This window comes from Shewanella insulae (genome assembly GCF_009831655.1).
GTDB classification, from domain to species: domain Bacteria; phylum Pseudomonadota; class Gammaproteobacteria; order Enterobacterales; family Shewanellaceae; genus Shewanella; species Shewanella insulae.
In genome coordinates, this window is sequence record NZ_WRPA01000014.1 from 98549 (window position 1) to 124735 (window position 26187).

Here is a 26187-nt window from a genome sequence, read left to right on the forward strand (position 1 = left end):
GGCGCCCTTTCTATTGGCATCAGTAAAGCCTACAGCTGAGTATGGGGCTTCACCCTGTCAAAGTCGGCCAGTATGGCGTAGGCACAGGGGATGATAAACAGCACCAGCAGGGTGGAGGCGAAGATACCGAAGACGATCGACACCACCAGGGGCTGCACCACCTGGGCCTGCAGGCTGGTTTCCAGCAGCAGGGGCAAGAGGCCCGCCGCCGTGGTCAGCGAGGTGAGAAACACCGCCCTGAAACGCTCGCGACTGGCACTCACCACCGCCTGATGCACACTGTCTCCCTCATCCACATGGTGGCGTATGTACTGCACCAGCAGGATAGAGTCGTTCACTACGATTCCCGCCAGCGAGATGAAGCCCATGATAGAGGGCATGGAGAGGTTATAGCCCAGCAGCAGATGGCCCCAGAGCACGCCGATCAGCGCCAGCGGAATCGCCAGCATCACCACCGCGGGTTCCAGATAGCTCCTGAACTGAAAACTCAGGATGGCAAACAGGCCAAACAGGCCGATGAGGAAGCCTTTTCCCATGGAGCTGCCGGTCTTGGCCGTCTCCTTGGCCGAGCCCTCAAAGTCCACCCTCAGCTGAGGATAGCTCTGCTGCATCTGGGGTAGCCACTCCCGGCCGATCGCGGCTATGGTCTCGTTGGCATTGGCGCGCTGATTGTCCACATCGGCCATCACGGTCACGCTGCGCAGACCATCGATGCGCTGGATGCGCACATAGGAGCGCTGATCTTGCAAAAGGGCGATAGACGAAAGCGGCAGCTGACTGCCATCGCTCAGCATGATGGGGAAGTTGGCCAGGGCCTGCAGATCACCGGCCTGCAGCTTGTTGAGCCGCACCTCGATCTCGATATTCTCAGGTCCCACCTGCACCTCGTCGGCCAGCTGACCAAAGTAGGCGCTGCGCAGCTGGGCCGCCACCAGTTGGCCGTCGATACCGAAGCTCTCGGCGCCGGGGCGCAGGCTCACCTTGATCTCCTCCTTGCCCGGACGCATGTCGTCGAGTATGCCGCTGATGCCATCAAACTGCCCCAGATAACTCTGCAGCGACACAGACGCCTGCTTCAACATGTCCAGGTCGTCGCCCTGCAAGCGGATCTCAATATCCCGTCCGGCCGGCCCCATGGTTGGCTGCTTGAACACCATAGAGAGCGGCATGGCAAGCTCCCCGGTCTCGATACGCCAATCGCGAATAAACGCCTCGATGAGGGTGTTGCGGGTCTCCGCCGACAGCAGATCCAGCCTGACGGTCGCCACATGGGGGCCGCTCTCGCCGGCGTCGGCATTAAAGTTATATTGTGCCGTGATGTCGCGGATCAGCTCATGCTCATCCTCCACCTCGTGGGTGTATCTGTCGCCCACACGCTTGGCGCTGGCGATTAGGGTCTCGACCACCTTCTGGGTCTGGCTCAGGGAGCTGCCCGGCGGCAATATGATGCGCGCCTCGGCGATGTCGCCATCCAGGTCGGGAAAGGGCACAAACTTAAGTGCGCCGCCCACTACCAAAGCTACCGAGATCAGCAGCAGGCCTATGGTGGCGCCGACGCTGACATAGCGCCAGCGCACCAGGAAGCTCACCAGAGTCACCAATCTAGTATTACGAAACGCCTCGAAGCGGGTGAGAAACTCAGTCTTCAGCTCGCCGATGCGATTAGGCTTAGTCTCCTCCTTGGCGTGTGACAGGGAGTGATTCAGGTGGCTGGGCAAGATCAGGAAGGCCTCGAACAGGCTGATGGTCAGCACCATGATCAAAACAGTCGGTATGGCCGACAGCACGGCCCCCATCTGGCCATCCAGCCCCAGCAGCGCGCTGAAGATCAGCACGGTAGTGAGGAAGGAGGAGACCACACCAGGTGCCACCTTCTGCACTCCCTTCACCACAGCCTCATGGGGCGCCATGCCTCTGTCTATATGGGAGGCGATCGACTCGGCGATCACTATGGCGTCATCCATCATGATACCGATCGCCATCAGCAGCCCCACCAGACTCATGAGGTTGATCGACACGCCGAACAGGCTCATCAGATAGAGTCCGCCAAGGAAGGCGACCGGCAACCCGGCCGACACCCAGAAGGAGTAGCGCAGGGAGAAAAACAGCCACATGCTGAGGAAGACCAGGATGATCCCCTGCCAGCCATTGGTGAGCATCATCTGCAGCCTGTCTTGCAGCACTGAGGAGAGATCGTTGGTCATGGTCAGGCGCACACCGTCTGGCGCACGGGCCTGCTCCAGCTCGATAAACTCGCTCACCTTGGCCTTGATCCGCAGGGCGTCGTCTGCCTTGTTCTTCTGCACCTTGATCAGCGCCGCGTTGCTGCCGTTGAACTGAATATGTTCCTCATCCAGCTCGAACCTGTCGCTGATGGTGGCAATATTGCCCAGGCGCACCACGCTGCCATCGGGATTGGAGGCGATGATGATCTTGGCCAGCGAGGCCGGGGTGACCTTACGCTCGTCGAATCTCAGCAGGATATTCTTGTCCTTGAGCTCAATATTCCCCGCCGGCATCTTCACGTTCTGGCGGCCGACCTTGTCGGCGATCTCGGCGGCGGTCAGCCCCAGCCTGCGCATATCCACCTGATTGAGCTCGATGCGCAGCTGATGGTCCGAGAAGCCCGCGATGGAGACCAGGCTCACCCCGGCGTCTATCTTGAGGCGACGCTTCACATCTTCGGCATAACTCTTAAGGTGTGGCCAGCTGGTGTCGGCGACGATGGCGATATCCACCACGGGCTCGGCCCAGTCCAACTCCTTGACGATGGGCGGTTCGATCTGCGCCGGGAAGTTCTGAATCGCGTTGATCTGTGTCTGTACATCCACCAGCATTCGCCCCAGGTCGGCCTTAGGCTCCAGCTTGAGACGCATGGAGGCGATCCCCTCCTGGGCATCACACTTGACCTCTTCGATATTGGCCAGGCCGTCGACGGCATCCTCCATCCGCAGGCAGATGCTCTCCTCCACCTCGACCGGCGAGGCGCCCGGGTAGACCACCGTGGCCATCACATAGGGCGGGGCAAACTCGGGAAAGGTCTCACGCTTGATGCTGCCCATGTTGAGCAGACCCAGCAGCAGGAAGGCCAACATCAGCAGGTTAGCCAGGGTGGGATGTCTTGTGATGTAGGCGATCACAGCGGCGCCCCTCCCTCATTGGCGACGGGCTTAAGGGACATGCCGGGGATAGCTGGGATCAGGTCGTTGAGCACCAGGGCGTCGCCCGCCTTCAGCTCGCCCTCGATGGCTACCTGCTGCTCGTGACGGAAAAGCACCTCGACCGGCTTGATCACCAGCTTCTGCTGGGCATCCATCAGATAGATCTGATCGCCTCTAAGCGCCCGCTCGGGGATCACTATGTGTTCCCTCGGCTTACCGCTGATCGCCGCACTGACAAACATCCCCTTGGTCAGCGGCGGACGCTGCAGCAGATCCATCTGGCTATAGTCCTGCTCCACCTCCAGATAGACACCTATTGTGGCCTGATTGGGGTTGACCGTCTCGGCGACCCGGGTCACCCGTGCCGGCCAGCTAAAGCTATGATTGCCCGCCTGAAAACTCACCTCCGCCTGCAACTCAAACTCGTCGATGGAGGGCATGCTTCTGGGCCTAGATGCCTCAAACATGCTGCTGACCAGGGCGCGCATATCCTGCAGGGATAACTCCGCCTTGATCTCGGCTGTGCCTAGCCTGTGGGCCACCATCATCACGGCGCCGGCGGCCACCACCTGATCTTGCTCGATATTGATATCCGATACCCGCGCATCGAAAGGCAGCACCACCTTGGTCTGATTCAGGCGGCGCTCGGCGTCCTGCAACGACGCCTTATCGACGCTCAGCTGCGCCTCGCTCACCTTGCGATCGTCTGGAAGCAGCTTGAGGGAGCTCTGCAGCTCTTCCACCAGCTTGGTCTGGGCCAGCAACGACTGCTTCTGGTTTTCCAGCTCAGAGCTCGACACCAGATTGCGCTTCTTCAGGGTCAGCTTACGCTGATACTCCTGCTCGGCGAGCACCAGCTTCTGCTCCTCGATCTTCAGGCTGGTGTTGAGGTTTTTTTCCTGCTGATCCAGACGGGTCAGCTGTGCCTGGGTGGCATGCATGCTGGCCTGGGCCTGGGCGACCTTGAGCTGGTACTCCAATGGATCTATCTCAAGTACAAGTGTCCCCTTAGGCAAGATGCGGCCGGTTTCCAACTGAGGATGGCGATACAACACCTTGCCGCCCACCTCGGCCACCGCCTGCCACACATGCTTGGGCTCGACCCGGCCAAAGCCTATCACCTTGGGGGCGATCGCCTGCTGAGTCAGAGGCATCACCTCGACCGCCCTGGCCTTATCGTATCCGGCGACCAGAGAGGGCGAGGGTTTGAGCAGCGCCGCCAGCACCAGCACAAGCACGCCTACCGCCACCCCCACCAACAGATAGCGTTTCTTGTTATTCATCACTCTCATCCTTCTCTTCCATCAGGCCACGCTGTAGCAGGCGGGCATTTTGCTCGGCAAGCCGTTGTAAAAAAGTCGGCGTGATCTCTATGCCGACTCTTTGCAGTAAGTTTTCTGGCACCAGAAACGGAAACACCATCATGGCGAAGAAGCTCAGCTGGGCGCAGTGGGCGTCCACATCCTCCCGCAACAGCCCCTTCTCCTTTAATCTTTGAAAGATGGCGATGTTCTCGAAGTTAACCACCTCGTAGAAGGCCTTGGTCACCTCGGCATTCTCCGGCAGGCTCTGATCCAGCCCGGCGATACGAAACATGAGCCTGGGAAAGTGAGGATGCTTGCTCATGACGCTGTAATAGGTGCTCATCAATGCCGCCGGACTATCCTGACGCACTTCTTGTTTCGCCTTATACAACTGGGCCACCACAGGCAAAGCCGTCTCGCGGATCATGGTTGAGAACAGGCTCTCCTTGGATCCGAAATAGTAACGGATCAGGCCTGGGTCGGTACCGGCCAGGCCGGCGATCTCTCTGATGGTGACCTGAGCATAATCACGCTCGATAAACAGGCTTCTCGCCGCCAGGATAAGCTTATCGCGATTTTGGGTGTCGCCACTGGGACGGCCGACACGACTTTTAACTTCTGCCATAAAAATTCCTCAATAGAAGAATTAATACTAGAAGAACTGCATTTGAATTGGCAGGGAAATAATTCCCCTAAAGACAGGGTTATGTAGAATTTTCGGCGGCGATACCATAGCAGGCTCGCCGCCGGAGACAGGCTATATGGGGTCTTGGTGGATCAACACTTCCACATGATCGAACAGGCTTCTCACCCGCGCCTCGGCGGCGTCGGCGATGGCGTGAGCCTCCACCAGCGGCAGTCTGCCGTCGAGTTCCAGGTGACACTGTACGAAAGTGGTCTTGCCCGACTCTCGCGTGCGCAGATCATGAAAGCCATTGATGCGCGGGTCTTTCTCGATCGCCTCGACTATCTTGAGCTTGGTATCGGCATCTAATTCACGGTCAAGCAATGACTGGGCCGAGCGGTAACCCAGCTCCACGGCCTGCTGGCCGATGAACAGGGCGATCAATATGGCAAACAGACCATCGGCCCACCACCAGCCAAACTGCGCCAACACCAAGGCCAGCAACACGGCGCTGTTGAGAAACAGATCCGACTTATAGTGCAGGGCATCGGCCTCCACTATGGTGCTGGAGGTCTTGGCCAGGGCACGGCGCTGCAGCAACACCAGGGCCAGGGTCAAGACGATGGCGATAGCCGATACCACCACGCCCACCATGGCATGGTTAACCGGGGTCGGGTTGATCAGCCTGTCGCCGCCATGTAACAAGAGCAGCAGTGCCGAGCCCAGGATGAAGGCCGACTGCGCCAGAGCCGCCAGGGGCTCTGCCTTGCCATGACCGTACCTATGGTCATGATCCGCAGGCACTATGGCATAACGAATGGCGATGAAGTTGACTATGGATGCCAGGGCATCGGCGAAGGAGTCTGTGAGGGAAGCCAGCATGCTGGCGGAACCTGAATAGATCCAGGCCGCCAGCTTGATGACTATCAGGGTGAGCGCGGTCGCCACGGCGGCGCGGCTGGCCAGTTTCACCCAAAAATCGTATTGGGAAGTGTCGGTCATAGGGTCATATTACAGCTAACAATTAGCAGGGGAAGAATATGACCCAATTGTAACTCAGTTATCCCCTATCGGCGATCTCCTTTACGTCCGCCACGCTTGGCAAAATTCTCTTTAAATTTAGCCTGCTGCTCCGGGGTCAACAGCTGATAGATTTCGCGTTGCATCTTCATGCGCTCCACCGTGGCCTGAGCCTTATGCTCGCTGCGCTGTGCCATCAAAGACTTAAGCTCGGCCTCGTTAAAGCTGTCTGAGGTGATCATATCCAGCATCTGCTGTTTGTGGGCCGCACGCACCTCGTCCGATGGACGCTTGGCCTGCATCGCCTCGCGATGAGACTGCATCAGCTCCTTCACCTGGCTGCGCTGGGCATCGGTGAGATCCAGGCCGCGAAACATCTTGTGCATGCCACCGTGGTGGCCCCTGTGGTCACCGCGCATCTCATGACGACAGCCGCCGTCATCCGGGCCCGCCGCATACACTGCGGGTGCCAGCAGAGCGGCACTGGTCATTAACGCAAATAGTCCTGATTTTAGGGTCATCTTATTCATAATCTGCCTCTTACGCTTATCGCGGATAGTTAGTTCGCTCTGGGAAGAGCTTCGACACTAACAGTTTACGCCCCCCTATGTAATTCAGGGTTTTCCTAAGGTAAACCTCTGTAAAGTTTGCGCAAAGAGTGACAATCTGCTGGCGACCAGGCCTTTACTTAGACTTACATTCTTAGACTGCAATTGACATCTAAAAGGGTATACTCAAGCTGTTATAGGAGTAGAGAGACGTACCATGAGCCATATTCTGTTGATCGATGATGATCTGGGACTAGCGGAACTGCTAGCACAACTGCTTGAACTGGAAGGGTTTAATTTAACCCTAGCCCATGATGGTGAGGCGGGACTCGCCCTGGCGCTGGAACAGCAGTTCGATCTCATCCTGCTCGATGTCATGCTACCCAAGCTCAACGGCTTCGAGGTGCTCAAGGCGCTGCGAGCCAAGAAACAGACCCCGGTACTCATGCTCACCGCCCGCGGCGACGAGATAGACAGAGTCGTAGGGCTCGAGATAGGCGCCGACGACTACCTGCCCAAACCCTTTAACGACAGGGAACTGGTGGCGCGTATCAAGGCGATCATCCGCCGCACCGGCCAACAGGTTGACGAGCAGCAGCCCGGTATACTGGAGTTTGCCGACATCAAGCTCGACCCCAGCCGTCAGGAGGTGGTCTGCCAGGATCAGCTGCTGATCCTCACGGGCACAGAGTTCAGCCTGCTGTATCATATGATCCAGCACAGCGGCGAGGTGCTCAGCAAGGACAACCTCAGCGAGAATGTCCTGGGCAAGAAGCTTATGCCCTTCGATCGCAGCCTGGATATGCACCTGTCTAACCTGCGTAAGAAGCTGCCCGAGCGCGCCGACGGCCGCCCCAGGGTCAAGACCCTCAGAGGCAAGGGCTACATCTGGCTAACCTGATGAAAATTAGCAGTCTCCCCAATCGCATCTTCATCAAGCTGCTGCTGAGCTTCTGGCTCTGTAGCAGCCTGATCATCGCCATCGTCGGCCTGCTGCCCCTGCTGCAACAGACCCACGATCAGGCCCCTATTCCGCCCCACCTACAGGGGCTGCTGGAACGCGTGGTAGAGCGTATACAGGAAAAGCCCGAGCTACTGACCATGAAGCGAGGCAAACATTGGCACAGGCTCAGAGAGATGGGTAACAAGCCGGTGCGTTTCTATGTGGCCGACGAGCAGGGCCAGCTGATCAACAATCAGCGGGTCTCCCGTGGCATCCGGCGCTTCATGCTGATGGCCGACGAGGCGGGTCACCCCATCAGCCACCAGTTTAAGAGCGAGCTGCTGTTTGGCCCCCAGCCTTTCGAGGTAGAAGGCAAACGCTACACCCTCTATGGCCGTCTGGCCGAGGTGCATCCGCGGCCCTGGTTCTTCTTCTTCGCCGAGAATGTCGCCCTCACCCTGACCCTGGCTATCTTGCTATCGGGTCTCTTGTGCGGCCTGTTGGCCTGGCACCTGGGTAAGCCCTTGCGCGCCCTCAAGCAGAGCGCCGAGGCTGTAGCCAGCGGCGATCTCAGCCACAGGGCCGACGCCAGCACCACGGCACGTAAGGATGAGATAGGTCAACTGGCCCAGTCCTTTAACGCCATGGCCGACGCCATCGAGTCCATGGTCAATAGTCAGCAGCGCCTGATCGGCGATATCTCCCACGAACTCAGGACGCCGCTGACCCGGCTACAGCTCGCCCTCGCCCTCACCCGCAAGAAGGGCCAGACCTCGACCGAGATAGAGCGCATCGGCTATGAGGCGGAGCAGCTGGAGGCGATGATCGCCGAGCTGCTGGAGCTGTCGCGGGTGAAGTTGGATATTCACGAGCATAAGCACAAGTTATCGCTGGCCGAGACCCTGGGACAGGTTTTAGACGACGCCGAGTTCGAGGCGGAGCAGCAACAGAAATCTCTGCTGATCGACATAGACGACAGCCTGATGCTGATGCTCAATCCCCGCCCCCTGGCCAGGGCGGTGGAAAACCTGCTGCGTAATGCCATCCGCTACGCCGAACGGGAGGTCAGCATACGTGCCTACGCCGAGCCCGAGCGGGTGATCCTCAGCATCAGGGATGATGGTCCAGGCATAGACAATGAGGCGGATCTGCAGGCGATCTTCGAGCCCTTCTATCGCCCGCAATCGGCTCGAGAGAGGGAATCCGGCGGCTGGGGACTGGGGCTGGCGATCGCCAAGGCGGCCATACAGGCCCACCAGGGGCAGATAGTGGCCAACAACGCCACCCCTCACGGACTCGAAGTGATTATCAGGCTGCCGCGTTAGTTTGCTGCGGCTCTCTCTGTGCCAGCCAGACTGAAAAGGTTTGCTTGGTGGGAATGCGTCTGTCTGAGTGTCCCATCAGCTGGGCCATCGCATAACTAAATTGATAGTAGGTTTGCACGTCGTCACAGCGCTTAAGGCCATCATCGCTATTGATCATGGTGCCGCGAATATAGTTTTTAAGGAGTTCGTAGCGATCAAAGCCAGGACGATCGCCAACGGCTGAGATCATGCCCTGATTCCACTGACAATATTGTGTAAATAAATCATTAAATCTATCGCGATACACCTTTGATGCCTGCTGCAATAATTCTTGATTGGGCATCATGCGCTCTATCACAAAGCGCTTCTGCGCCAAAACATCATACAAACGCTGACAGTGATGGAACAGGTAGCATTCAAAGGGATCGGTATCGCCTTGCTGTTCACATTCGGCCGCATTGAGCCAACCTTGGTATTGGGCACAGGCAACCGCCACCACCAAGTCTGCCTCTGTGGTGAAATGATTATAGATGGTTCCCTTGGAGATCTGGCTGGCCGCAACGAGATGAGAACGGCACAGATCGAAACTCTGATGCCCCCTAAGGCAGCGCTGCGCCACCTCAACAAGATAATCTGTTCTTTGCTCCCAGCTACTCATATCGACCTCATCACACTTTACGAAACATCTTAATTGCAACTTCACAATCAAACGATAACAGTGTTCTCTAACCAGGGATATTGAGTAATACTGATACCACTATGAACAAAGCCAATAGCCCATGTTAAAGATCGAATTGCTAGAGAGCTTCATCGCCGTCGCGGAATCGGGCAACCTGTCGAAAGCCGCCGACAAGATCTGCCGCACCCAGTCGGCCCTCAGCCTGCAAATTAAGAAGCTCGAGGAGAGCGTGGGGCAGGAGCTGTTGATCAGAGACAACAAGGGCGTCACACTCACCGAGTCCGGTGAGACCCTGCTGAACTACGCCTACAAGATGTTGCAGCTCAACTCGCAGGCGCTGGATGACCTCAAGGAATGTCAGAACCGTGAAATCATCCGTCTGGGCGTACCGACCGACTATATCAAGCGTTACCTCGGCAGCTGCCTGCTGGAGTTTATTCGCGAATTTACCTGTATCGAACTGGTGATCGACACAGATGTCAGCGGCAACCTGTATAAAAGACTGCAGCAGGGAGAGTTCGACCTTATCGTCGCGACCCACTGGCAGCCACCGGCCAACGGTGAATTACTGTTTGAACGCAAGTTTCACTGGGTGGCAGCTAAAGAGGGTAATGCCCACAAACGCGAAACCATTCCCATGGCGCTCTACCCGGAAAACTGTCCGATACGGGCTCAGGTGTTTGCCAACCACCAGCTCACCATGAGGCCGATCAACGTATTGCTATCAACCCCGTCACCGCAGGCGCTGTGCATGGCGGTGGAGAACGATCTCACCATAGCTCCTATCGCCGAGTTCAGGATCAACGACAGGATGCAGATTTTGGATCCAGTTGAACACCAGCTACCCGTACTGCCAGTGTTTAACGAGTCCCTCTATCTCAATCCCGATACCCAGACCGACGCGACCCAGCAGCTGATCACTCTGATCAAGGCCAACGTCAACAACCTAGCCGAGAGTTATCCCGGCTAAGTCGCGGCGCACAATCACGGCTGTGCCAGTCGGCACAGCTGCTATACGCGAGTTAACCTAAGGTAAATTTATCCACTACTGCCAGCAGCTTCTGATTCGAGGCTGACAATTTAAGCGTCTCATCACGACTCGCCGAACCGCTATCTTCTAACACCACCACCATGTCGCGTATCTCGGCCATATTGCGACTCACCTCCGCCGACACCATGCTTTGCTCTTCAGCTGCGGTGGCAATTTGAGTATTAAGATCGCTCACCGTCTCCACCGACTGAATAACCTCATCGAGATTGGTTGTCACATTGTTAGTCCAGTGATTGGTTTTCTCGCAGGTTTCCTTAGTTTGCACCATGGTAATGACAGTCGCATCGATCCCCTTGAGCAGCTGACTCAATGTTGATTCTATCTCAGCGGTGCTCGATTGAGTTCTGGCCGCCAGTGCCCTCACCTCATCGGCAACCACAGCAAATCCGCGCCCCTGTTCACCAGCCCTTGCGGCCTCTATGGCGGCATTTAACGCCAATAGGTTAGTCTGATCGGCGATGTCGCCTATCACCTGCAATACCTTAGTGATCGTTGCTGCGTCATGGGCAATATTACTGATGCTACTCTCGGTCGCCTCGACATCTTCTATCAATCGCTTAACCGTCTCACGAGTATTAGCCACTATCTGTTTGGTGTCATTGATCTGCGAACTTGCCAAGGTCGCCACCTGTGAACCCTGCGAGGTATTACCAGCCACATCGTTTGCCGTAGCGCTCATCTCCTCGACGGCGGCCACTATCTGCTCTGTCTCTTGCACATGCTTGCTCAGCACCTGGCTGTTAGCGTCCATCTGCCCCTGCAGCGCGACGATACTCCGCCCTATATCCTGCGAGTCGGCATACAGCTCCTTCACGATCCCCTCAAGATGCGCAATAAAACGGTTAACGCCGGCGGCTATATCACCGAGATCATCACGGCTATTTACTGGTAGCCTCATGGTGAGATCGGCTTGCCCTTGTGACAAACCTGTGACCACTTGCTTAAGTTGTAGGATTGGACGATACAGCCAATTCAGAATAAGTAGCACCAATATGCTACTGACCAATAACATGATGCCGGAATTGATCAAGGCCGCCTCTAGCGCCTCATCGACCTTGGCATAAGCGATATCTTGATCGATATTAAGCACAAGAAACCACTTTTTCTTTCCCTGTAATAGCGGAATGACATGACTATAGAGCAGCAAGTCTTTGCCTGCTTCCTGATACGCTGAGGCGAATTCCTCCCGCGTCACCATCTCTTGTTCCAACAGCCCCCAGCCTTGCTGGCTCATCAGTTTACCCGCCTGTAATTCTGTCATATTGGAGGCCAGCACCTTGCCCGCTTCATCTATGATGGCCGCCGATGCACCTGGAAAATTGATGCTACTGACTGTGTCCTCTAAGATCTCCAGGCCAATGTCTCCCGACAGCACACCATCTCCCACATCTGTGACTATGGAGATCACCGGGTTCCCGGTAACCATATCGACATAAATATCGGTCAATACCGCCTTGTCACTGTTTCTGGCCAACTGATACCAGCCCCGAGGGCGAGGATCATATTGACTGGGATCGGCAATGCCATTGTGCCAAATCGCATCATCGACTACGCTGGCGTAGGAACTGCCATCTTCAAATCCCCAAAAGACCGAGTATAAAAGACTGTTCTCTTTGACCAGCCTAGCCAGCATCACATAGTCACCATTGAGTTGACCGCGCCTGTATTGTGCCGCTAGCGCATCAATACTATTGGCCTTGCTCATAAACCAATTCTGTATCCCTTCTGCCTCGAAGCGTGCCATGGTTTGCAGTTCACTGTTCACCTGTTCGACGGTGTTGGCCTTTAAACTGAGATAAGAGAATAGGTTAGACAGTGCCAAACACAAAGACACTAAGATGATCACCGACAGGGTGATGGTTTTCTTGAAACCGATGGTTTTCATTGCAGGGCTAAGCTCATCATTAGGGCAAATTAACTGACGCCTACTTTATCGACGGAACCCATTCCAAGCTGTGACTCTGACTGCCGATTAGAGCTTAATCGATTAAAATCAGATACTTTTATTGCTAGAAAAAAATGCCAACCCTAAGGTTGGCATTTTTAATGACAGAGATACTGACTATCGCTTCACGCTTCTAAGCGCTGTTGCGTTAATGCTTAGAAGTAGTAACCAAAGTTGATGTTGATACGCTTGTCCCAACTGTCACCCACTTCTGGCAGACCCACATGGCCGTTGTCACGAGTCGAGGCATACATATTTTTACCTACAATGAAATCGACCATGGTATAGGTAGCCCCTGCTGCGATGGCGCAACCTGTGACGTTCTGATAGCTGGTGTCATAGCCGTCATCGGCCACATCCGGAGTCACCATGCCGAAATCATTATAAAACTTCAGGCTACCCCAATCGGTCGCTATCGTCTTGGCAAGGTTAACGCTATAGGCCTGGGCCTTAGCCGCAATCTCATATTGCCAGTTGTAGGCCGCCACGGCGATCTTGTTGCTATCTACGGCATCTGCCGCGTCATATTCATACTGCATCGCCTGCAGTTGTAGGTTCCAGCCTTTGTAGCTGCTATCCATATGAATTGCAACGGCATAACGGTCGCCATTGTTGCCCGTCTTATTGTTGTAGATCTGACCATATTCGACAGAGGCGCCAAACAAGGTCCTGCCACCTTCGTAGCTCATCTCATAGGTTTGACGAAGGTTTAGCTGGTTAGTCTCTTCGTTGTTGTACTCGGTACCATTCACTACACCGCTATAGAGATCGGTTGAGTAGCGATCGGTGCGGCCGGCGCCGTATTCGGCATTCTTGTAGAAGGCCATCTCTGTGCCCCAGGCACCACTGGAATATACCCCTTTAACACCCAGATCATAGTCATCCTCGAAGCCCAGGTAGTAAGGCACGCCAAACCAGAAGCTGTTAGAGATGAAGCCAGGATTACCGAAGGGCACCTGGTTCACACCAAACTGGATCTGCCACTCGGGATTAAGATCATAAAAACCATAACCGTAACGCAGCGCCTGCCAGCCATCGAAGAAACGATATTCGCTCGCTAAGCCCCACTCACCGAGTTTGCCGTTAAACTTGATCGCCGCCATGTCGAAGGCAAAGTCGCCCCCCTTGTCTTTCGAGCTCTCACTGTAATCTTTATAGGCGTAGTTCACCCTGACAGTCCCAGAAACATCGATACCGTCTTCTTGTTCTTGTGCCTGGGCCACTCCCGCCAAGGCCAGGGGCAGCAGCGCCGCCACGAGAGATACATTAAACTTCTTCATCATTTCACCCTTTATTGTTAATTGCCGTGCAACAAGGCCGCACGGCGAGCCTGGCCATATGCTTGGCCTTACTTAAGCTGTACTAGGTTTTACTGCGCTGTATTTAAGCTATCGTTACCACTTCAAATGGGTCAGGTCGCACTGAATAACCTCATCCTTGTTCGCCGGTGTGCCGGGGTTTTTAGCCGATTCACACAGTAGCGTGGTGCCGTAATCGTTACGCTTATCGTGGGCGTTACTTCTGGCCCAGACGGAGACGATAGCCCTCTCTTCAGGCTTGGCCTCGCAGCTGCCGTCGACATCGAAGGCATGTATGGTGTTTTGATGGAAATAGAGCAGTGGATCTTGCTGATAGCTACCGGCGAGCCACTGGGTATGGCCGTTATGCTGTGCGGCATCAAACTGCACCCTGCGCATCTTGTCGTCTTCTTTGACTGTGGTAAGCAGAGGCGAGTCTGCACGTACGGCAAAGCTCTTAAACTGATTGGTGCACGCGGGGACGCGCATGTTGTAGTAGATCTCAGAGATGGCGTGATTATGGTAAGGGTAGAGGGTATCGACAGACTGTACCGTCATGCCCACTTCTGCCCCCACCTTCTCGCCATTGATCTCATCGATGCGCAGCAGCCCCCAATGACCGAAGATCTCGGCGTAGGCATAGCCACCGCGAATATTGTTGAAGTTCTTGTCGTTACGCTTGCTCTCTTCGGCGTACATAGGGAACCAGCCCGCTGCCGCCCAAAGGTTTGGTAGCGCGTTGGCGCTGATATCATAAGGGAAGGCCGACGGCATCTTCACCTCATCGCCGGTAACCATCTTGGCGAAGTTTTTAGTGAAAGTTTTACCCAGCTTCTGTACCTCCTTGTTGGTCACCTTGGTCTTGAAAAACTCGTCGAAGGTTGTGCGCTTAAAGTGCTGGGCCACGGGCGAATGCTTGGTGAGCTCGCCACCGGGATTGTAAATCCAATTGACCTCTTCACGGGCACCGAAACACTGCTTGGCCTTGTCTGGGTTATTGATCACCTGGTAGATGTTTTTCACCATCAGCTTCATGTCGCGACGATCCATGATGCAGATCTTCTGGCCGCCCTGGGTCGAGTCGACCATGGCCTCGTCTGAGTTCAGACAGTGACTGTTTTCGCCATTGGTCAAGGCCACGGCATAGGCCTTGAGATAGGTCAGGGTCTCGTCCCACAGCATGTCGACATACTTCTGATCCGCCTTGGTGTGCTTGACCGGTTCTCCCAGACATTTGAACTCGGCATTGTCGATATCCTGCTGGTCAAGGAAGTCTGGGAGGCTCGCCGCCATCGCACCATTGGCCGATAACAAAGACAACGCAATAATGGTCTTTTTCATTCATCTCATCCTTATTTACATATTATTTTTTCACCACTTACTGAGCGGCATAATATGCTTGGAATCCGTTCCAAAAATGTAATCAGCACATATTTGCAACAATTTGAGCGCGTAAATGACAACCCAGTTCACATATTAGCTAACAGGATGTTTATAAAGAGAATTATCAAGATAATGCGGCATAAAAAAGCCCCTTGGTCATGTCTACCAAAGGGCATATGAAGCGAAACGGTTAACGGTAAATTGTCTTTGCAGGGATAATAAAACTGTCAATGTCGCTAAAAATTTTTCCACAAGCCAAGGGGAATGCGCCAGCGCTTGTGGCCCCCGAGAGGGGGAGAGCTAAGATGGGGAGAAGACCCATGATGGCCATGGGCCTCTCTTAGAGGAAGTTACTCCTTATGCTTGTCAAACTTAAAGGTGTGACAGTTGCTGCATAAAGGTTTCTTCGACTCGTGTTCGCCGTGACATTCCTGACAAGGCAGGTCTTTACCATAGTGAAGGTTGTTGTGTGGGTTCTGCCACTTGTCCTCTTCGCTACGGGCCGTCTGCTCGGCCAGATCGTCGACATCATGGCATTGTAGGCAGGCCTGATCCGACGGGAACTGCTTGATGCCATTGTCATGACACACCTTACAATCTTTGCCGATCACCTCTTTGTGCCAGGCACGTTGCTCAATCGCCTGGGCCGACAGACTCACTAAGCCACCTAAGACCAGCGCGAGTACAATATTTACCTTTTTCATTATTGATTCCTCTTTATTACCGGTCATTAAGCTTTCATGATGCTGCGAGCAGCCGTCATACCCATCACCATACACTCAGGAATTGAGCAGCTACCCAGGCGGCTGACGCCGTGGATACCACCACACACCTCGCCGGCTGCGTACAGACCTGGAATCGACTTACCGGTAAAGCTGTCTTTCACCTCTGCCTTGGTATTGACCTGAACGCCACCCTGACAGTAGTGCACTTTTGGCCATAGGCGAACCACGGTAAATGGCGCCTCGATATACTTGCCTTTCGCCTTGGTCATATTCTTGCCGAACTGCTTATCTTCACCACTCTTCACATAGCCGTTGTACTCTTCAATCTGCGCCTTAAGCGGCTTCAGAGGTACATCGAAGTGTTTCGCCAGCTCTTCGATGGTGTCGAACTTCCAGCCCACGTTATACTTGATCACCTTCTTGGTGTTCGGATGCTTCTTAGAGTCCTTGTAGCTGGTGATCAGAATTGGAGGCAGCGCGTTCCCCTTCTCGTCACGGCATGCCAGCTCGGCATCGGCACGTGTCTTACGGTCGGCAATCTCATTCATGAAACGCTTACCCGTCAGGCGGTTAATCGCCATCGAGTGCGGGAAGTTGTAGATAGAGTAATTAGACACATAGCCGAAGCCACCTTCGTCTGGCGACGCCCAAGGGCCAGACTGAATGTGTGCCAGATGCACGGGAATCGCCCCCAAACGGAACATCTCATACATGCCTTCACCTGTGGCACCCGGGGCATTGGTGCAACCCACCTCAGAGGTGAGGGTCGGATCCTGCGCCATACGCAGATCCACATTTTGAGCAAAGCCACCGGTGGCCATGATCACACCACGCTTGGCACGGATCTTCAGCACCTTACCCGGCTGGTCTTCGCCGAAGTGATAGTTCTCACGCATTTTAACGCCGACCACTTCGCCTTTTTCACCCACCAAGAAACCTTCAAACTTAGAACGGTTGTGGGTGTGTACGCCAAGCTTCTTACACTCTTTATAGAGTGGCTGGGTGATCCCGGCGCCACAGCTTACAGTCGTCTGGTAGGTACGTGCCACCGAATGACCACCAAGCTGTTGCAGGTAAGGATGGAATTCGGCACCGGCATCCATGGTCATCTGCAATGCCTCGACGGCGTGTGATGCCACATGACGCAGCAGGGCTTCGTCGGCTATACCACGGCCAGATTTGAGCTGGTCCGACACCATACGATCGACGGAGTCTTCGACGCCCTCTTTCTTCTGCATCGGCGTACCCGGCGCCGCAAACAGACCACCATTAATGGCTGAGTTACCGCCAAAGTAAGACATCTTCTCGAAGATATGGACATCTTTCGCGCCCTGGCGTGTCGCCTCGATGGCGGCCGCCAGGCCGGCAAAGCCAGAGCCAATAATCAGTACTTCGACTTCTTTATCCCATTTCACACCGTCAGCTTTCTCGGAAACTGCCATCGCAGGCGCGGCCATTGCGATACCCGCAGCGGCTCCCATACCCTTGATGAAATTACGGCGTCCTAGCAGATCTACATTGCTCATCTGTTATCACCCTTTTTGTTTTATTTGACGGTGACATCTTAGGACTGGAACAGGTTCCAAAACGGGAGTTGATCAGCACTTGGTTTGAAAACAACTTGCTAACATAACCAAATTTGTAGCCAGCTCAAAAATCACACAGAAATACTACTTTGTGAGTATTTTGGAAGGAATTCCAAAGCATGACACCATGACCCATAGTCCTCCAGGCGAAGTGAGACTTGGCTCAACGGCAATATAAAAAGTCAGGCAAGATGTGGCCCACACTGGTAAGTTAGGCCTTATGTAGATCTACCTCAGCCGACCTATGGAACTCGAAGATATCTATCGACAGGACTTAAGCCTATTAATCGCCCTGCAAGTCTTAGTCGAGGAGCGTAGCGTCACCCGCGCCGCCAAACGGCTACACTTGAGCCAGTCAGCCACCAGCCGCATTTTGGGACGCCTGCGGCAAATGTTGGATGACCCGCTGTTTTCTCGGGTAGGTCAGCAACTTGTGCCGACTCAGTATGCCTTGGACTGCTACCGCCGGCTTCAGGGGCCTACCAACGAACTACTCACCCTGTTGACGCCAAATGCTTTCGTTCCCAGCCAGTGCCGACAAACCTTTACCCTGGCGGCCACCGACTTTGCCATTCAGGGGCTCTTGCCCTTCATCCTGCCGGAGATCTATCGTCAGGCTCCAAATATCAGGCTGAATATCCTACCGGTACAGCACCAGGCGCTCGCCTCCCAGCTCAGTCTTCAGGGGGTAGATATGGCTATCTGCCGCGCCTTGGGTCAGGTGTCACCACTTGCCAGCACGCCACTGGGTCGGGTCGGTGTCAGCTGCCTGGTCTCCAGCTATCATCCGGTGGCGGATCGCCCATTAACCCTCACGGATTACCTGCACTATCCCCACGCCACCATCGCCATCAGCGACGGGGTTAAGGCGATCGTCGATGCGGCTATCGCCCAGCATCCGCCTCGGCACGAGTGTCTACGCACCGCGCATCTAGACAGTGCCCTGGCCCTACTGTCGATTCATCCCCTCATTATTACACTGCCCGAGGGACTGGCCGAGATGGCCGCCGCCCGTCACCGCCTCAGGGTCAAACCCCTCCCCTTCGAGATCGCCGCGCTCAACTACAGCCTGTTCTGGCATTCACGCTGCGAACTGGATAAGGCTCAGGCCTGGTTACGGGGCAAGATCACCGAACTCATCAGGCCGCTGCTTGGCCAGCAAGGAATGGCCTAGCCCTCACCACGGCAAGGCCACGGCCTGCGAGCAGGCAAAAAAAAGTGGCCTAATGGCCACTTCTATCGCTGAGAGTAACGGCTACACCTTCACCAGTACCCGGCCGGTGACCTTGCCCTTGACTATCTTGTCGGCGTACTCGCCCAGCTGCTCCAGATCTATCGTCTGGCAGGCCTGCTGGTAGTAGCTATCGGGTAAGAGTTCGAGCACCTGCTCCCATGCCTTGACCCGCTTGTCGATGGGGCAAGCCACAGAGTCTATGCCCAAGAGGTTCACGCCGCGCAGGATGAAGGGCATCACAGTCGTCGGCAGGGCAAAGCCCCCCGCCAGGCCACAGATGGCGGCGCTGCCACCATATTGCATCTGCGCCAGTGCAGTGGCTAGCACCTTGTTACCTACGGTATCGACCACACCCGCCCAGCGCTGTTTCTCCAGCGGACGGCTGTCTTGTTCAAGTTCGCTGCGATCGATCACCTCGCTGGCGCCCAGGGCCTTTAGCCAGTCGCCGTTGACCTCGACGCGACCCGAGCTGGCTACGACGCGATAGCCAAGCTGTGCCAGCAGGGTCACGGCCACCGAGCCGACACCGCCGCTGGCACCTGTGACTAAGACATCGCCCTGCTCTGGGGTGACGCCCGCCTGTTGCAGCGCCTGCACACACAGCATGGCGGTCAGGCCTGCCGTGCCTATCATCATCGCCTTAGCGCCGTCGCAGCCCTTAGGCATAGGTACCAGCCAGTCGGCCTTCACCCGCGCCTTCTCGGCCATTCCGCCCCAATGGTTCTCCCCCACGCCCCAGCCGGTCAGTATCACCTCGTCACCGGGCTGAAACCTAGGGTCGGCCGACTCGCTCACCACACCGGCGAAGTCGATACCAGGCACCATGGGGAACTGGCGAATGATCTTGCCAAGGCCGGTGATCGCCAGGCCATCCTTATAGTTGAGGGAGGAGTAACCCACCTCCACCAGCACCTCACCCTCGGGCAGATCGCTCTCAGGCAGCAGTTTCACATCGGCTTGGGTCTGTCTATCTAGCTGGGTCAATACGAGTGCCTTGAACATGGGGCCTCCTTAACAACAAAATGGACTGACAGATTAGTGCATCTGCCATCATGAATACACTGCACATTTTGCATGAACTGCATGCAGCTAGCGCATAACTAGATCAGGGTTTGAGCCCCAAGGCCTTGAGTTTTCGATACAAGGTATTGCGGCTGATCCCTAAGTGCTTGGCGCAGCGACTGACGTTGCCTTCAAATCTGTGGAAGCTGGAGACGATATTGGCGTTGACCATCAGGCTAAGCTCGCTCTCGCAGGCCGCCATCTGCTCGCCCGCCTCCTCCGGCCCCTTCAGCTGGGCCTGTAGTGTGTCGGGCAGATGCTGCCAGTTAAGCTCGGGATCGCCATCGGCCATCAGGCAAGCCACCTGCATCAGGTTATCCAGCTCCCTGAGGTTGCCCGGCCAGTCATGGGCCAGCAGTCGCCTCAGCAGCTGAGGACAGAGCTGCTGCGGTGCCTGACGATAGCGCCTATGCAGCTTGTGAATGATGCGCTCGATATCGGCGCGCTGACGCAGGGGCGGCAGTGAGACCTGCAGGCCGTTGAGACGATAATAGAGATCCTCCCTAAAGGCCCCCTGGCTCACCAGCTGGCGTAGATCCGCGTGGGTCGCGGCCACCACCTGAATATCCACCTTGTAGCTGCGATTACCGCCTACGGGCACCACTTCGCGCTCCTGCAACACCCTAAGCAGGCGACTCTGGGTCGCCAGCGGCATCTCGCCTATCTCGTCGAGAAACAGAAAGCCGCCGTCGGCCTGACGTATCTTGCCCTCGAACCCCTGGCGGGAGGCACCGGTGAAGGCGCCGGCCTGATAACCAAACAGCTCAGATTCCACCAGGTCAGCTGGCAGCGCGGCGCAGTTGACCGCCACCAGGGCCGCCTGTGCGCGGGCGCTCTGACCATGGAGCTTCTTCACGAACTGCTCCTTGCCCACCCCTGTCTCGCCGCAGATAAGTAGAGGAATATTACGCCCCACCACCTTGTTGGCCTGCTGCCAGGCGCGCTCTAACTTAGGGTCGCGAAAGCGCACGCCTATCTGCTGGCTCACCAACTGGCTGGGCCGGGTTTCGACCAGCTGCTGGGTCTTGAGGTGCAGACGTTGGTCCTGACACACCAGCTCACCGCTGTTCCAGCTAGCACCCAGATGACGGTCGATATCATCGCCGATGCGCGGCCTGTGTAGCAGGCGTTTGGCCATGGCGTTGCAGCCCAAGAGCTTGCCGTCGACATTGGCCACCACTATCCCCTGCCAGCCTGAGGTGATAAGCGACGGCTGCTCGGCGAGATCGATACGGTAGTGACTCCCCGGGAGATGACACAATAGCGCCGTCTCTATCTGCTGCACCAGGCTGGCGATGAGCACCAGGGTCTGCTGGGTATGGCGCTGCTGCTCGCTGGTGATGTCGATGGCGCCGAGCAACTCTCCCTCGGGGGAGAAGATGGGGCTGGCGGTGCAGCTCATGAATCTGTGGTGACGGATGAAGTGCTGCTCGCCGATCACCGCCACCGTCTGCCTGGCCGTCAGGGCCGTGCCTATGGCGTTGGTGCCCTTGTGCTCCTCGCGCCAATTGACCCCGACATCCAGGGCGACATTGGCCAGCTTGTCCGAATAGCGGCTCACGCCCCAATGGCAGAGCACATAGCCGTCGCGATCCGAGAGGATCAATCGGCTCTGGCTATGGGCCATCATCTGATTAAACAGGGGCAATGCGTGTTGTTTGGTGAGATTGATGAGTTGCTTGTTAGCGTGATGCCGCTCGGCGAGCGCGTCGGCGTTGAGTCGTAATTCTTGCGGTAACTTGGCTTCGCTTAACCCTGCGCCCTGACTACGAGACCATGAGTCAGACAACCAAGCCTGTGTCTGTGGAGCTATCGTCATAACAGTGTTCCATTTTGGCACACCCGAGGTGCGCACTTATGTCACAGTGCATGCCAACTGCCAGTGCTACACCATCCTGGACCACGCACATTCGGACATCAAAAATTAGTTTTTCATCATACTGTTACTCCTGCCACATCACAACTCCTGCCAGTTTGGCCTAGGCTTTGCCTTACTCCTAACGATAGCTAGGAAGAGTCTGTACTCCATTGAACACCAACGTGACACTCGATTGGGGCACAGATAAAAATTTAAACCTGTTGTTTTTTAATCATAAAAATAGGGCGCCCGCCAGAGGCGTCTTTCGACAAGACAAAACCATACAAGGAAGCTCAAGATGATCTACAGCAAGCCAGGCACCACAGATGCCATAGTTAACTTCAACAACCGTTACGACAACTTCATTGGGGGGCAGTGGGTCGCGCCCGTGGGCGGGGAATATTTCGATAACCACTCACCCGTCGACGGCCAGGTGTTCTGTCAGGTGGCTCGCTCGGACGAACGCGATATTGAGCTGGCGCTGGACGCCGCCCACGCCGCCAAAGAAGCCTGGGGCAAGACCTCGGTAACCGAGCGTGCTAACCTGCTGCTGAGGATCGCCGACCGCGTCGAGCAAAATCTGGAGTTTCTGGCCGTGGCCGAGACCTGGGAGAACGGTAAGGCGGTGCGCGAAACCCTGAATGCGGATCTGCCGCTGTTTGTGGATCACTTCCGTTACTTCGCCGGCTGCATCCGCGCCCAGGAAGGCAGCGCCGCCGATATCGACAGCAATACCGTCAGCTACCACTTTCCCGAGCCGCTGGGCGTCGTCGGCCAGATCATCCCCTGGAACTTCCCGCTGCTGATGGCCGCCTGGAAAATCGCCCCGGCGCTGGCCGCCGGTAACTGCATAGTGCTCAAGCCCGCCGAGCAAACGCCGGTATCGATTCTGGTGATGGTGGAGCTTATTCAAGATCTGCTGCCAGCCGGCGTGCTCAATATCGTCAACGGTTTCGGCACCGAGGCGGGTCAGGCGCTGGCGGTCAGCAAGCGCATCGCCAAGCTGGCCTTCACCGGCTCGACTCAGATTGGCCACCATATCCTCAAGTGCGCCGCCGAGTCGCTAATCCCCTCCACCGTCGAGCTGGGCGGCAAGTCACCCAACATCTACTTTGCCGACGTGATGGAACAGGAAGACGAGTATCTGGATAAGGCGGTTGAGGGCATGCTGCTGGCCTTCTTCAACCAGGGTGAGGTCTGTACCTGCCCGTCACGGGTACTGATCGCCGAGTCCATCTACGACAAGTTTATCGACAAGGTGATCGCCCGCGCCAAGACGATCAAGCAGGGCAATCCGCTGGACAGCGACACCCAGGTGGGCGCCCAAGCCTCACAGGAGCAGTTTGATAAGATCCTGAGTTACCTGGAGATAGGTCGCAACGAGGGCGCCGAGGTGCTAATAGGTGGCACCAGCTGTCAGCTGTCCGGCGATCAGAGCAGCGGCTTTTATATCGAGCCCACCATACTCAAGGGCCACAACAAGATGCGCGTCTTCCAGGAGGAGATCTTCGGCCCGGTGATCTCTGTCACCACCTTCAAGGACGAGGCCGAGGCGCTGGCCATCGCCAACGACACCGAATATGGCCTGGGCGCCGGCGTCTGGACCCGCGACATGAACCGCGCCCAGCGCATGGGCCGCGGCATTCAGGCGGGACGCGTGTGGATCAACTGCTACCACGCCTACCCTGCCCACGCCGCCTTCGGTGGCTACAAGAAGTCAGGCATTGGCCGCGAGACCCACAAGATGATGCTAAGCCACTACCAGAACACCAAGAACCTGCTCGTCAGCTACGACGTCAACCCGCTAGGTTTCTTCTAATCTCACTCTCCGTTAAAAGCATAGAGCCTGCCGGGACACTATCCCGGCAGGCTCTATCTTTTCAAAAGATACCGCTAGCTTCGCAAGCTAGCACCACATCAACCTGAAACTAAGTAGGCTAGCTTGAGCTGGATATCTTAATAATTTTGTTACTTCTACCTTTTTTCACATAGTCGATGGATACACATTGCCCATCTTTTAGAAAATTATCCAAGTGATCTTTGCTATGAAAATATAATGGGGCATCATAGTTTGAAAACTCGAAATAAATATTCCCCACATTAAAAGACTCGACAATAGTACCTTGCTTTGGCTTTTTTACCTTGTAATCTGTTAGGCAACCTTTGACATTTGAGTACGTTTTATTTTCAACTATATTTTGCAACTCGACTTGCCTCATATAACTAAAAACAAAGGTTATTACCCAAAAAGCCATTAAGCCTGTGAATGCACGAACCAAAGTAACTCTTTTTATTTTGGTTGCTTTAGAAGCGACCTCCGAGAACACTGGATACTTGAGAACCACCGTGATCAGTAACAAAATAAAAATTGGTGTTATCAATAAATCGACACTTGCGTTTGTCGTAACTTCGAAATATGTAGCCAAACTATTTTTATCCAGTTAGCGCCCGTATAAGAGCCCCCAAAATACTTTCCTAAAATTTTCAACGAAAGAGCAAAAAAGCAAGCATTTTTCGTCCATTTCCCAATGGTACTTGTTAGAAGCATCTCAATGGGCAAGCAAGATGAATGAGTCCATCACATGAATACATGCCGATCTTATCGTCATAATTTTATTATTTACCTTCCACAAACGAAGACCAAAGGGATACTCAACTAGCTCCATTGAAAATGTAAACATTTGGGGATATCCACCAGTATCGTTTGCCCGAATATGGCCATCACCACTTTTGTAGAACTTTACTTCCAAGTTGCCTCTTTGAATACTGAAGCTAGAATTTTCGTTCCTAATAGTAATTTGCGCTTTATTATCCGCCTTGTCGTTTATTTTCTTTGCTATCTTTTCAATACTATTTCTGCACTTCTTTAGTGCTGCCTCAGTATCTTCAATCAAATGAGCGCGAGCAGGGCGAAATTGCATCCTTGGAAGTGTTTTTGATTTTAAATTAATTAAAGGCAAAATCAGGCAGTATGATGTGACTTGCCTGAATAATGCCTCGACAAGAGCGCCGATTAATTTAAAAACCTTTAAAGGATAGATTGCGATATTTCTTATTGCCCAAACAGGCTTCATTAAATAGAAACCTATATACTTGCCACTTATGCCTTTATAAATTCCTACTTTAGGTGGTTTTAGTGAACCAGAGGCCGCTTTTCTCGTAACTGAATTATCTAGTAAGGAATACTCTATGACTCCACTTGGGTCTTCTTGTTCGTTATGTCCTTTGAAGTAATAGGGCATGAAAGATCCAGCGCTTCTCCAGCCTTTTTTAGGAAGGTAATAGAGCAAATCTAACTTTAAGCTTCCTTCGGGGTTTAGAGTGACGCCCATGTATTTTTCAGGCTTAAATTCTACAACAATATTTTTAGTTGACCTGCCTAAAATAGAAACTGGAGAAAATGAGCTGAATTCACCTTTTTCAAAATATGAAGATTTACTCGGCAGCTGCTCAAGTACATTCTCAGCATAAAGCATATACCCAGAAGGGAAAGTCGCCCTTGAGTCATATATTCTTATTGCGAAATCATCAATCCGGCCAATTTTGTTTCTCCTATTAATAGCTTCAATCTTCAATATGACAGATTCAAGAGATTTTCCCTGTGTCATTGGATGTTTTTCTTCAGTTTTATAGCGAAAAAACAGCCTGTTTGAGATGTTCAGCCTTGGTTTGAATTTCAATATGTAATTGTCAATGAAGACAAAAAAGCCCAAAAAGCCCCCGATCATGCCAACGATTGAGCTTAATACTTTTAAAATTTCTACATTCAAAACCGAATCCACACGTAGCTTCTAACAACTTATTAGTAAGACCTTGCAAGGTACGCTACCTTGTAAGGTAGGAGACCAAGCATGTATAGACGCACTAGTAAGACTCAAAAAAATTATCGTAAATCATACAGTAAAGTAAATACTGCCTCAGCACAATACGAACAGGTGATGTATCGGTTCAACGCATTCCTGAGCTTCGTAGAGTTATCGAAATTACAGATTACGACAATGGTGTACGGAGCATGCACACGTTAGCGTGAAATAAAATCAATCGTATTGACTACTACTGTGTAATAGTCGATGACAAGCTCTGGAAGGAATGTATTGGGTGGAGCAACATTCTTGCTGGCATTAGAAAATGCACTACCAAGACTAGCTAGAGAATGAGTGTCCGTTACTAGCTCAAAGCCATCTTTAGCCTAATTGCGTTAACACACTTTGGGGTATAAATAAGTTAGCATTTTTACTCCCTTCTCTCCACAACGCCGCCAAATCGAAGAGACGTTTGATATCGAGTGTAAGCACACTTTTGGCTCTCGGCGGCATGGACGCCGCCGTGAAGCGCTGAGGAATCCCCTGATAACTTTGATATAAATCATGAGATTAGAGTGAACTTGCACCTTGGAATGTGATCTGATTAAGCGCAAACAAAAACCAATCACGGACTTCCAAGGTGCAAGCGTTAACTATC

20 protein-coding genes are annotated in these 26187 nt (G+C 54.3%); 5 read left to right on the plus strand and 15 right to left on the minus strand.

Features of this window, described 5'->3' with window-relative positions; genetic code table 11:
• Positions 1 to 29: 29 nt before the first annotated feature.
• From GNT65_RS15255 to GNT65_RS15275, 5 genes are all read right to left on the minus strand, one after another.
• Positions 30 to 3140, minus strand: a complete 3111-nt coding sequence (locus tag GNT65_RS15255) for an efflux RND transporter permease subunit (protein ID WP_160797722.1) — start codon at positions 3138 to 3140, stop codon at positions 30 to 32.
• The gene (locus GNT65_RS15260) at positions 3137 to 4444 is read right to left on the minus strand and encodes an efflux RND transporter periplasmic adaptor subunit (protein WP_160797724.1); all 1308 of its coding nucleotides are present in this window, start codon (positions 4442 to 4444) and stop codon (positions 3137 to 3139) included. Before GNT65_RS15260 ends, GNT65_RS15255 begins: the two co-directional genes overlap by 4 nt.
• Entirely contained in the window at positions 4437 to 5090 is a 654-nt protein-coding gene (locus GNT65_RS15265) for a TetR/AcrR family transcriptional regulator (RefSeq protein WP_160797726.1), read from the minus strand. The genes GNT65_RS15260 and GNT65_RS15265 overlap by 8 nt, the downstream gene beginning before the upstream one ends.
• A gap of 132 nt (positions 5091 to 5222) precedes the next feature.
• Entirely contained in the window at positions 5223 to 6092 is an 870-nt protein-coding gene (gene fieF, locus GNT65_RS15270) for a cation efflux pump FieF (protein WP_160797728.1), read from the minus strand.
• A gap of 65 nt (positions 6093 to 6157) precedes the next feature.
• Complete coding sequence (locus tag GNT65_RS15275; protein ID WP_181006315.1) at positions 6158 to 6640, minus strand: Spy/CpxP family protein refolding chaperone; 483 nt, start codon at positions 6638 to 6640, stop codon at positions 6158 to 6160.
• A 235-nt stretch (positions 6641 to 6875) separates the two neighbouring features.
• Between GNT65_RS15275 and GNT65_RS15280 the strand changes: the two genes are divergently transcribed.
• Together GNT65_RS15280 and GNT65_RS15285 are read left to right on the plus strand one after the other, a co-directional pair.
• Entirely contained in the window at positions 6876 to 7559 is a 684-nt protein-coding gene (locus GNT65_RS15280) for a response regulator (RefSeq protein WP_160797730.1), read from the plus strand.
• The gene (locus tag GNT65_RS15285) at positions 7559 to 8926 is read left to right on the plus strand and encodes an ATP-binding protein (protein WP_160797732.1); all 1368 of its coding nucleotides are present in this window, start codon (positions 7559 to 7561) and stop codon (positions 8924 to 8926) included. The genes GNT65_RS15280 and GNT65_RS15285 overlap by 1 nt, the downstream gene beginning before the upstream one ends.
• Here GNT65_RS15285 and GNT65_RS15290 read toward each other — a convergent pair.
• Complete coding sequence (locus GNT65_RS15290) at positions 8910 to 9563, minus strand: TetR/AcrR family transcriptional regulator (RefSeq protein ID WP_160797734.1); 654 nt, start codon at positions 9561 to 9563, stop codon at positions 8910 to 8912. The two genes, GNT65_RS15285 and GNT65_RS15290, sit on opposite strands and share 17 nt — an antisense overlap.
• A gap of 121 nt (positions 9564 to 9684) precedes the next feature.
• Here GNT65_RS15290 and GNT65_RS15295 point away from each other — a divergent pair, with 121 nt between their 5' ends.
• The gene (locus GNT65_RS15295) at positions 9685 to 10554 is read left to right on the plus strand and encodes a LysR family transcriptional regulator (protein ID WP_160797736.1); all 870 of its coding nucleotides are present in this window, start codon (positions 9685 to 9687) and stop codon (positions 10552 to 10554) included.
• Between the two features lie 52 nt (positions 10555 to 10606).
• Here the strand turns inward: GNT65_RS15295 and GNT65_RS15300 are convergent, their stop codons facing one another.
• The 5 genes from GNT65_RS15300 to ardA all read right to left on the minus strand — a co-directional run bounded on the left by GNT65_RS15300 (position 10607) and on the right by ardA (position 17512).
• On the minus strand, positions 10607 to 12520 hold the full coding sequence (locus GNT65_RS15300) for a methyl-accepting chemotaxis protein (RefSeq protein WP_160797738.1): 1914 nt from the start codon (positions 12518 to 12520) through the stop codon (positions 10607 to 10609).
• A gap of 215 nt (positions 12521 to 12735) precedes the next feature.
• Positions 12736 to 13863, minus strand: coding sequence for a hypothetical protein (locus GNT65_RS15305; protein ID WP_160797740.1), 1128 nt, complete (start codon positions 13861 to 13863; stop codon positions 12736 to 12738).
• 111 nt (positions 13864 to 13974) lie between these two features.
• Complete coding sequence (gene dddY / locus GNT65_RS15310; RefSeq protein ID WP_160797742.1) at positions 13975 to 15219, minus strand: dimethylsulfoniopropionate lyase DddY; 1245 nt, start codon at positions 15217 to 15219, stop codon at positions 13975 to 13977.
• A 392-nt stretch (positions 15220 to 15611) separates the two neighbouring features.
• Positions 15612 to 15965: an acrylate reductase cytochrome subunit ArdB gene (ardB, locus tag GNT65_RS15315; protein ID WP_160797744.1), complete on the minus strand. Its 354-nt coding sequence runs from the start codon at positions 15963 to 15965 to the stop codon at positions 15612 to 15614.
• 26 nt (positions 15966 to 15991) lie between these two features.
• Positions 15992 to 17512: an acrylate reductase flavoprotein subunit ArdA gene (gene ardA / locus GNT65_RS15320; RefSeq protein WP_160797746.1), complete on the minus strand. Its 1521-nt coding sequence runs from the start codon at positions 17510 to 17512 to the stop codon at positions 15992 to 15994.
• Between the two features lie 304 nt (positions 17513 to 17816).
• Here ardA and GNT65_RS15325 point away from each other — a divergent pair, with 304 nt between their 5' ends.
• On the plus strand, positions 17817 to 18746 hold the full coding sequence (locus GNT65_RS15325; RefSeq protein ID WP_160797748.1) for a LysR family transcriptional regulator: 930 nt from the start codon (positions 17817 to 17819) through the stop codon (positions 18744 to 18746).
• Between the two features lie 81 nt (positions 18747 to 18827).
• Here the strand turns inward: GNT65_RS15325 and acuI are convergent, their stop codons facing one another.
• Complete coding sequence (gene acuI, locus GNT65_RS15330) at positions 18828 to 19808, minus strand: acrylyl-CoA reductase (NADPH) (protein WP_160797750.1); 981 nt, start codon at positions 19806 to 19808, stop codon at positions 18828 to 18830.
• Positions 19809 to 19911: 103 nt separating this feature from the next.
• Positions 19912 to 21687 carry a sigma-54-dependent Fis family transcriptional regulator gene (locus tag GNT65_RS15335; protein WP_160797752.1) on the minus strand — a complete coding sequence of 592 codons (1776 nt, stop codon included), beginning with the start codon at positions 21685 to 21687 and terminating at the stop codon, positions 19912 to 19914.
• 337 nt (positions 21688 to 22024) lie between these two features.
• Here GNT65_RS15335 and exaC point away from each other — a divergent pair, with 337 nt between their 5' ends.
• A complete protein-coding gene (gene exaC / locus GNT65_RS15340) occupies positions 22025 to 23545 on the plus strand; it encodes an acetaldehyde dehydrogenase ExaC (RefSeq protein WP_160797754.1) in 1521 nt (506 codons plus the stop codon).
• A gap of 118 nt (positions 23546 to 23663) precedes the next feature.
• On the opposite strand, the gene GNT65_RS15345 is transcribed toward exaC, so the two are convergent.
• The gene (locus tag GNT65_RS15345; protein ID WP_160797756.1) at positions 23664 to 24005 is read right to left on the minus strand and encodes a hypothetical protein; all 342 of its coding nucleotides are present in this window, start codon (positions 24003 to 24005) and stop codon (positions 23664 to 23666) included.
• Between the two features lie 270 nt (positions 24006 to 24275).
• Positions 24276 to 25496, minus strand: a complete 1221-nt coding sequence (locus GNT65_RS15350) for a hypothetical protein (RefSeq protein ID WP_160797758.1) — start codon at positions 25494 to 25496, stop codon at positions 24276 to 24278.
• Positions 25497 to 26187: the final 691 nt, after the last annotated feature.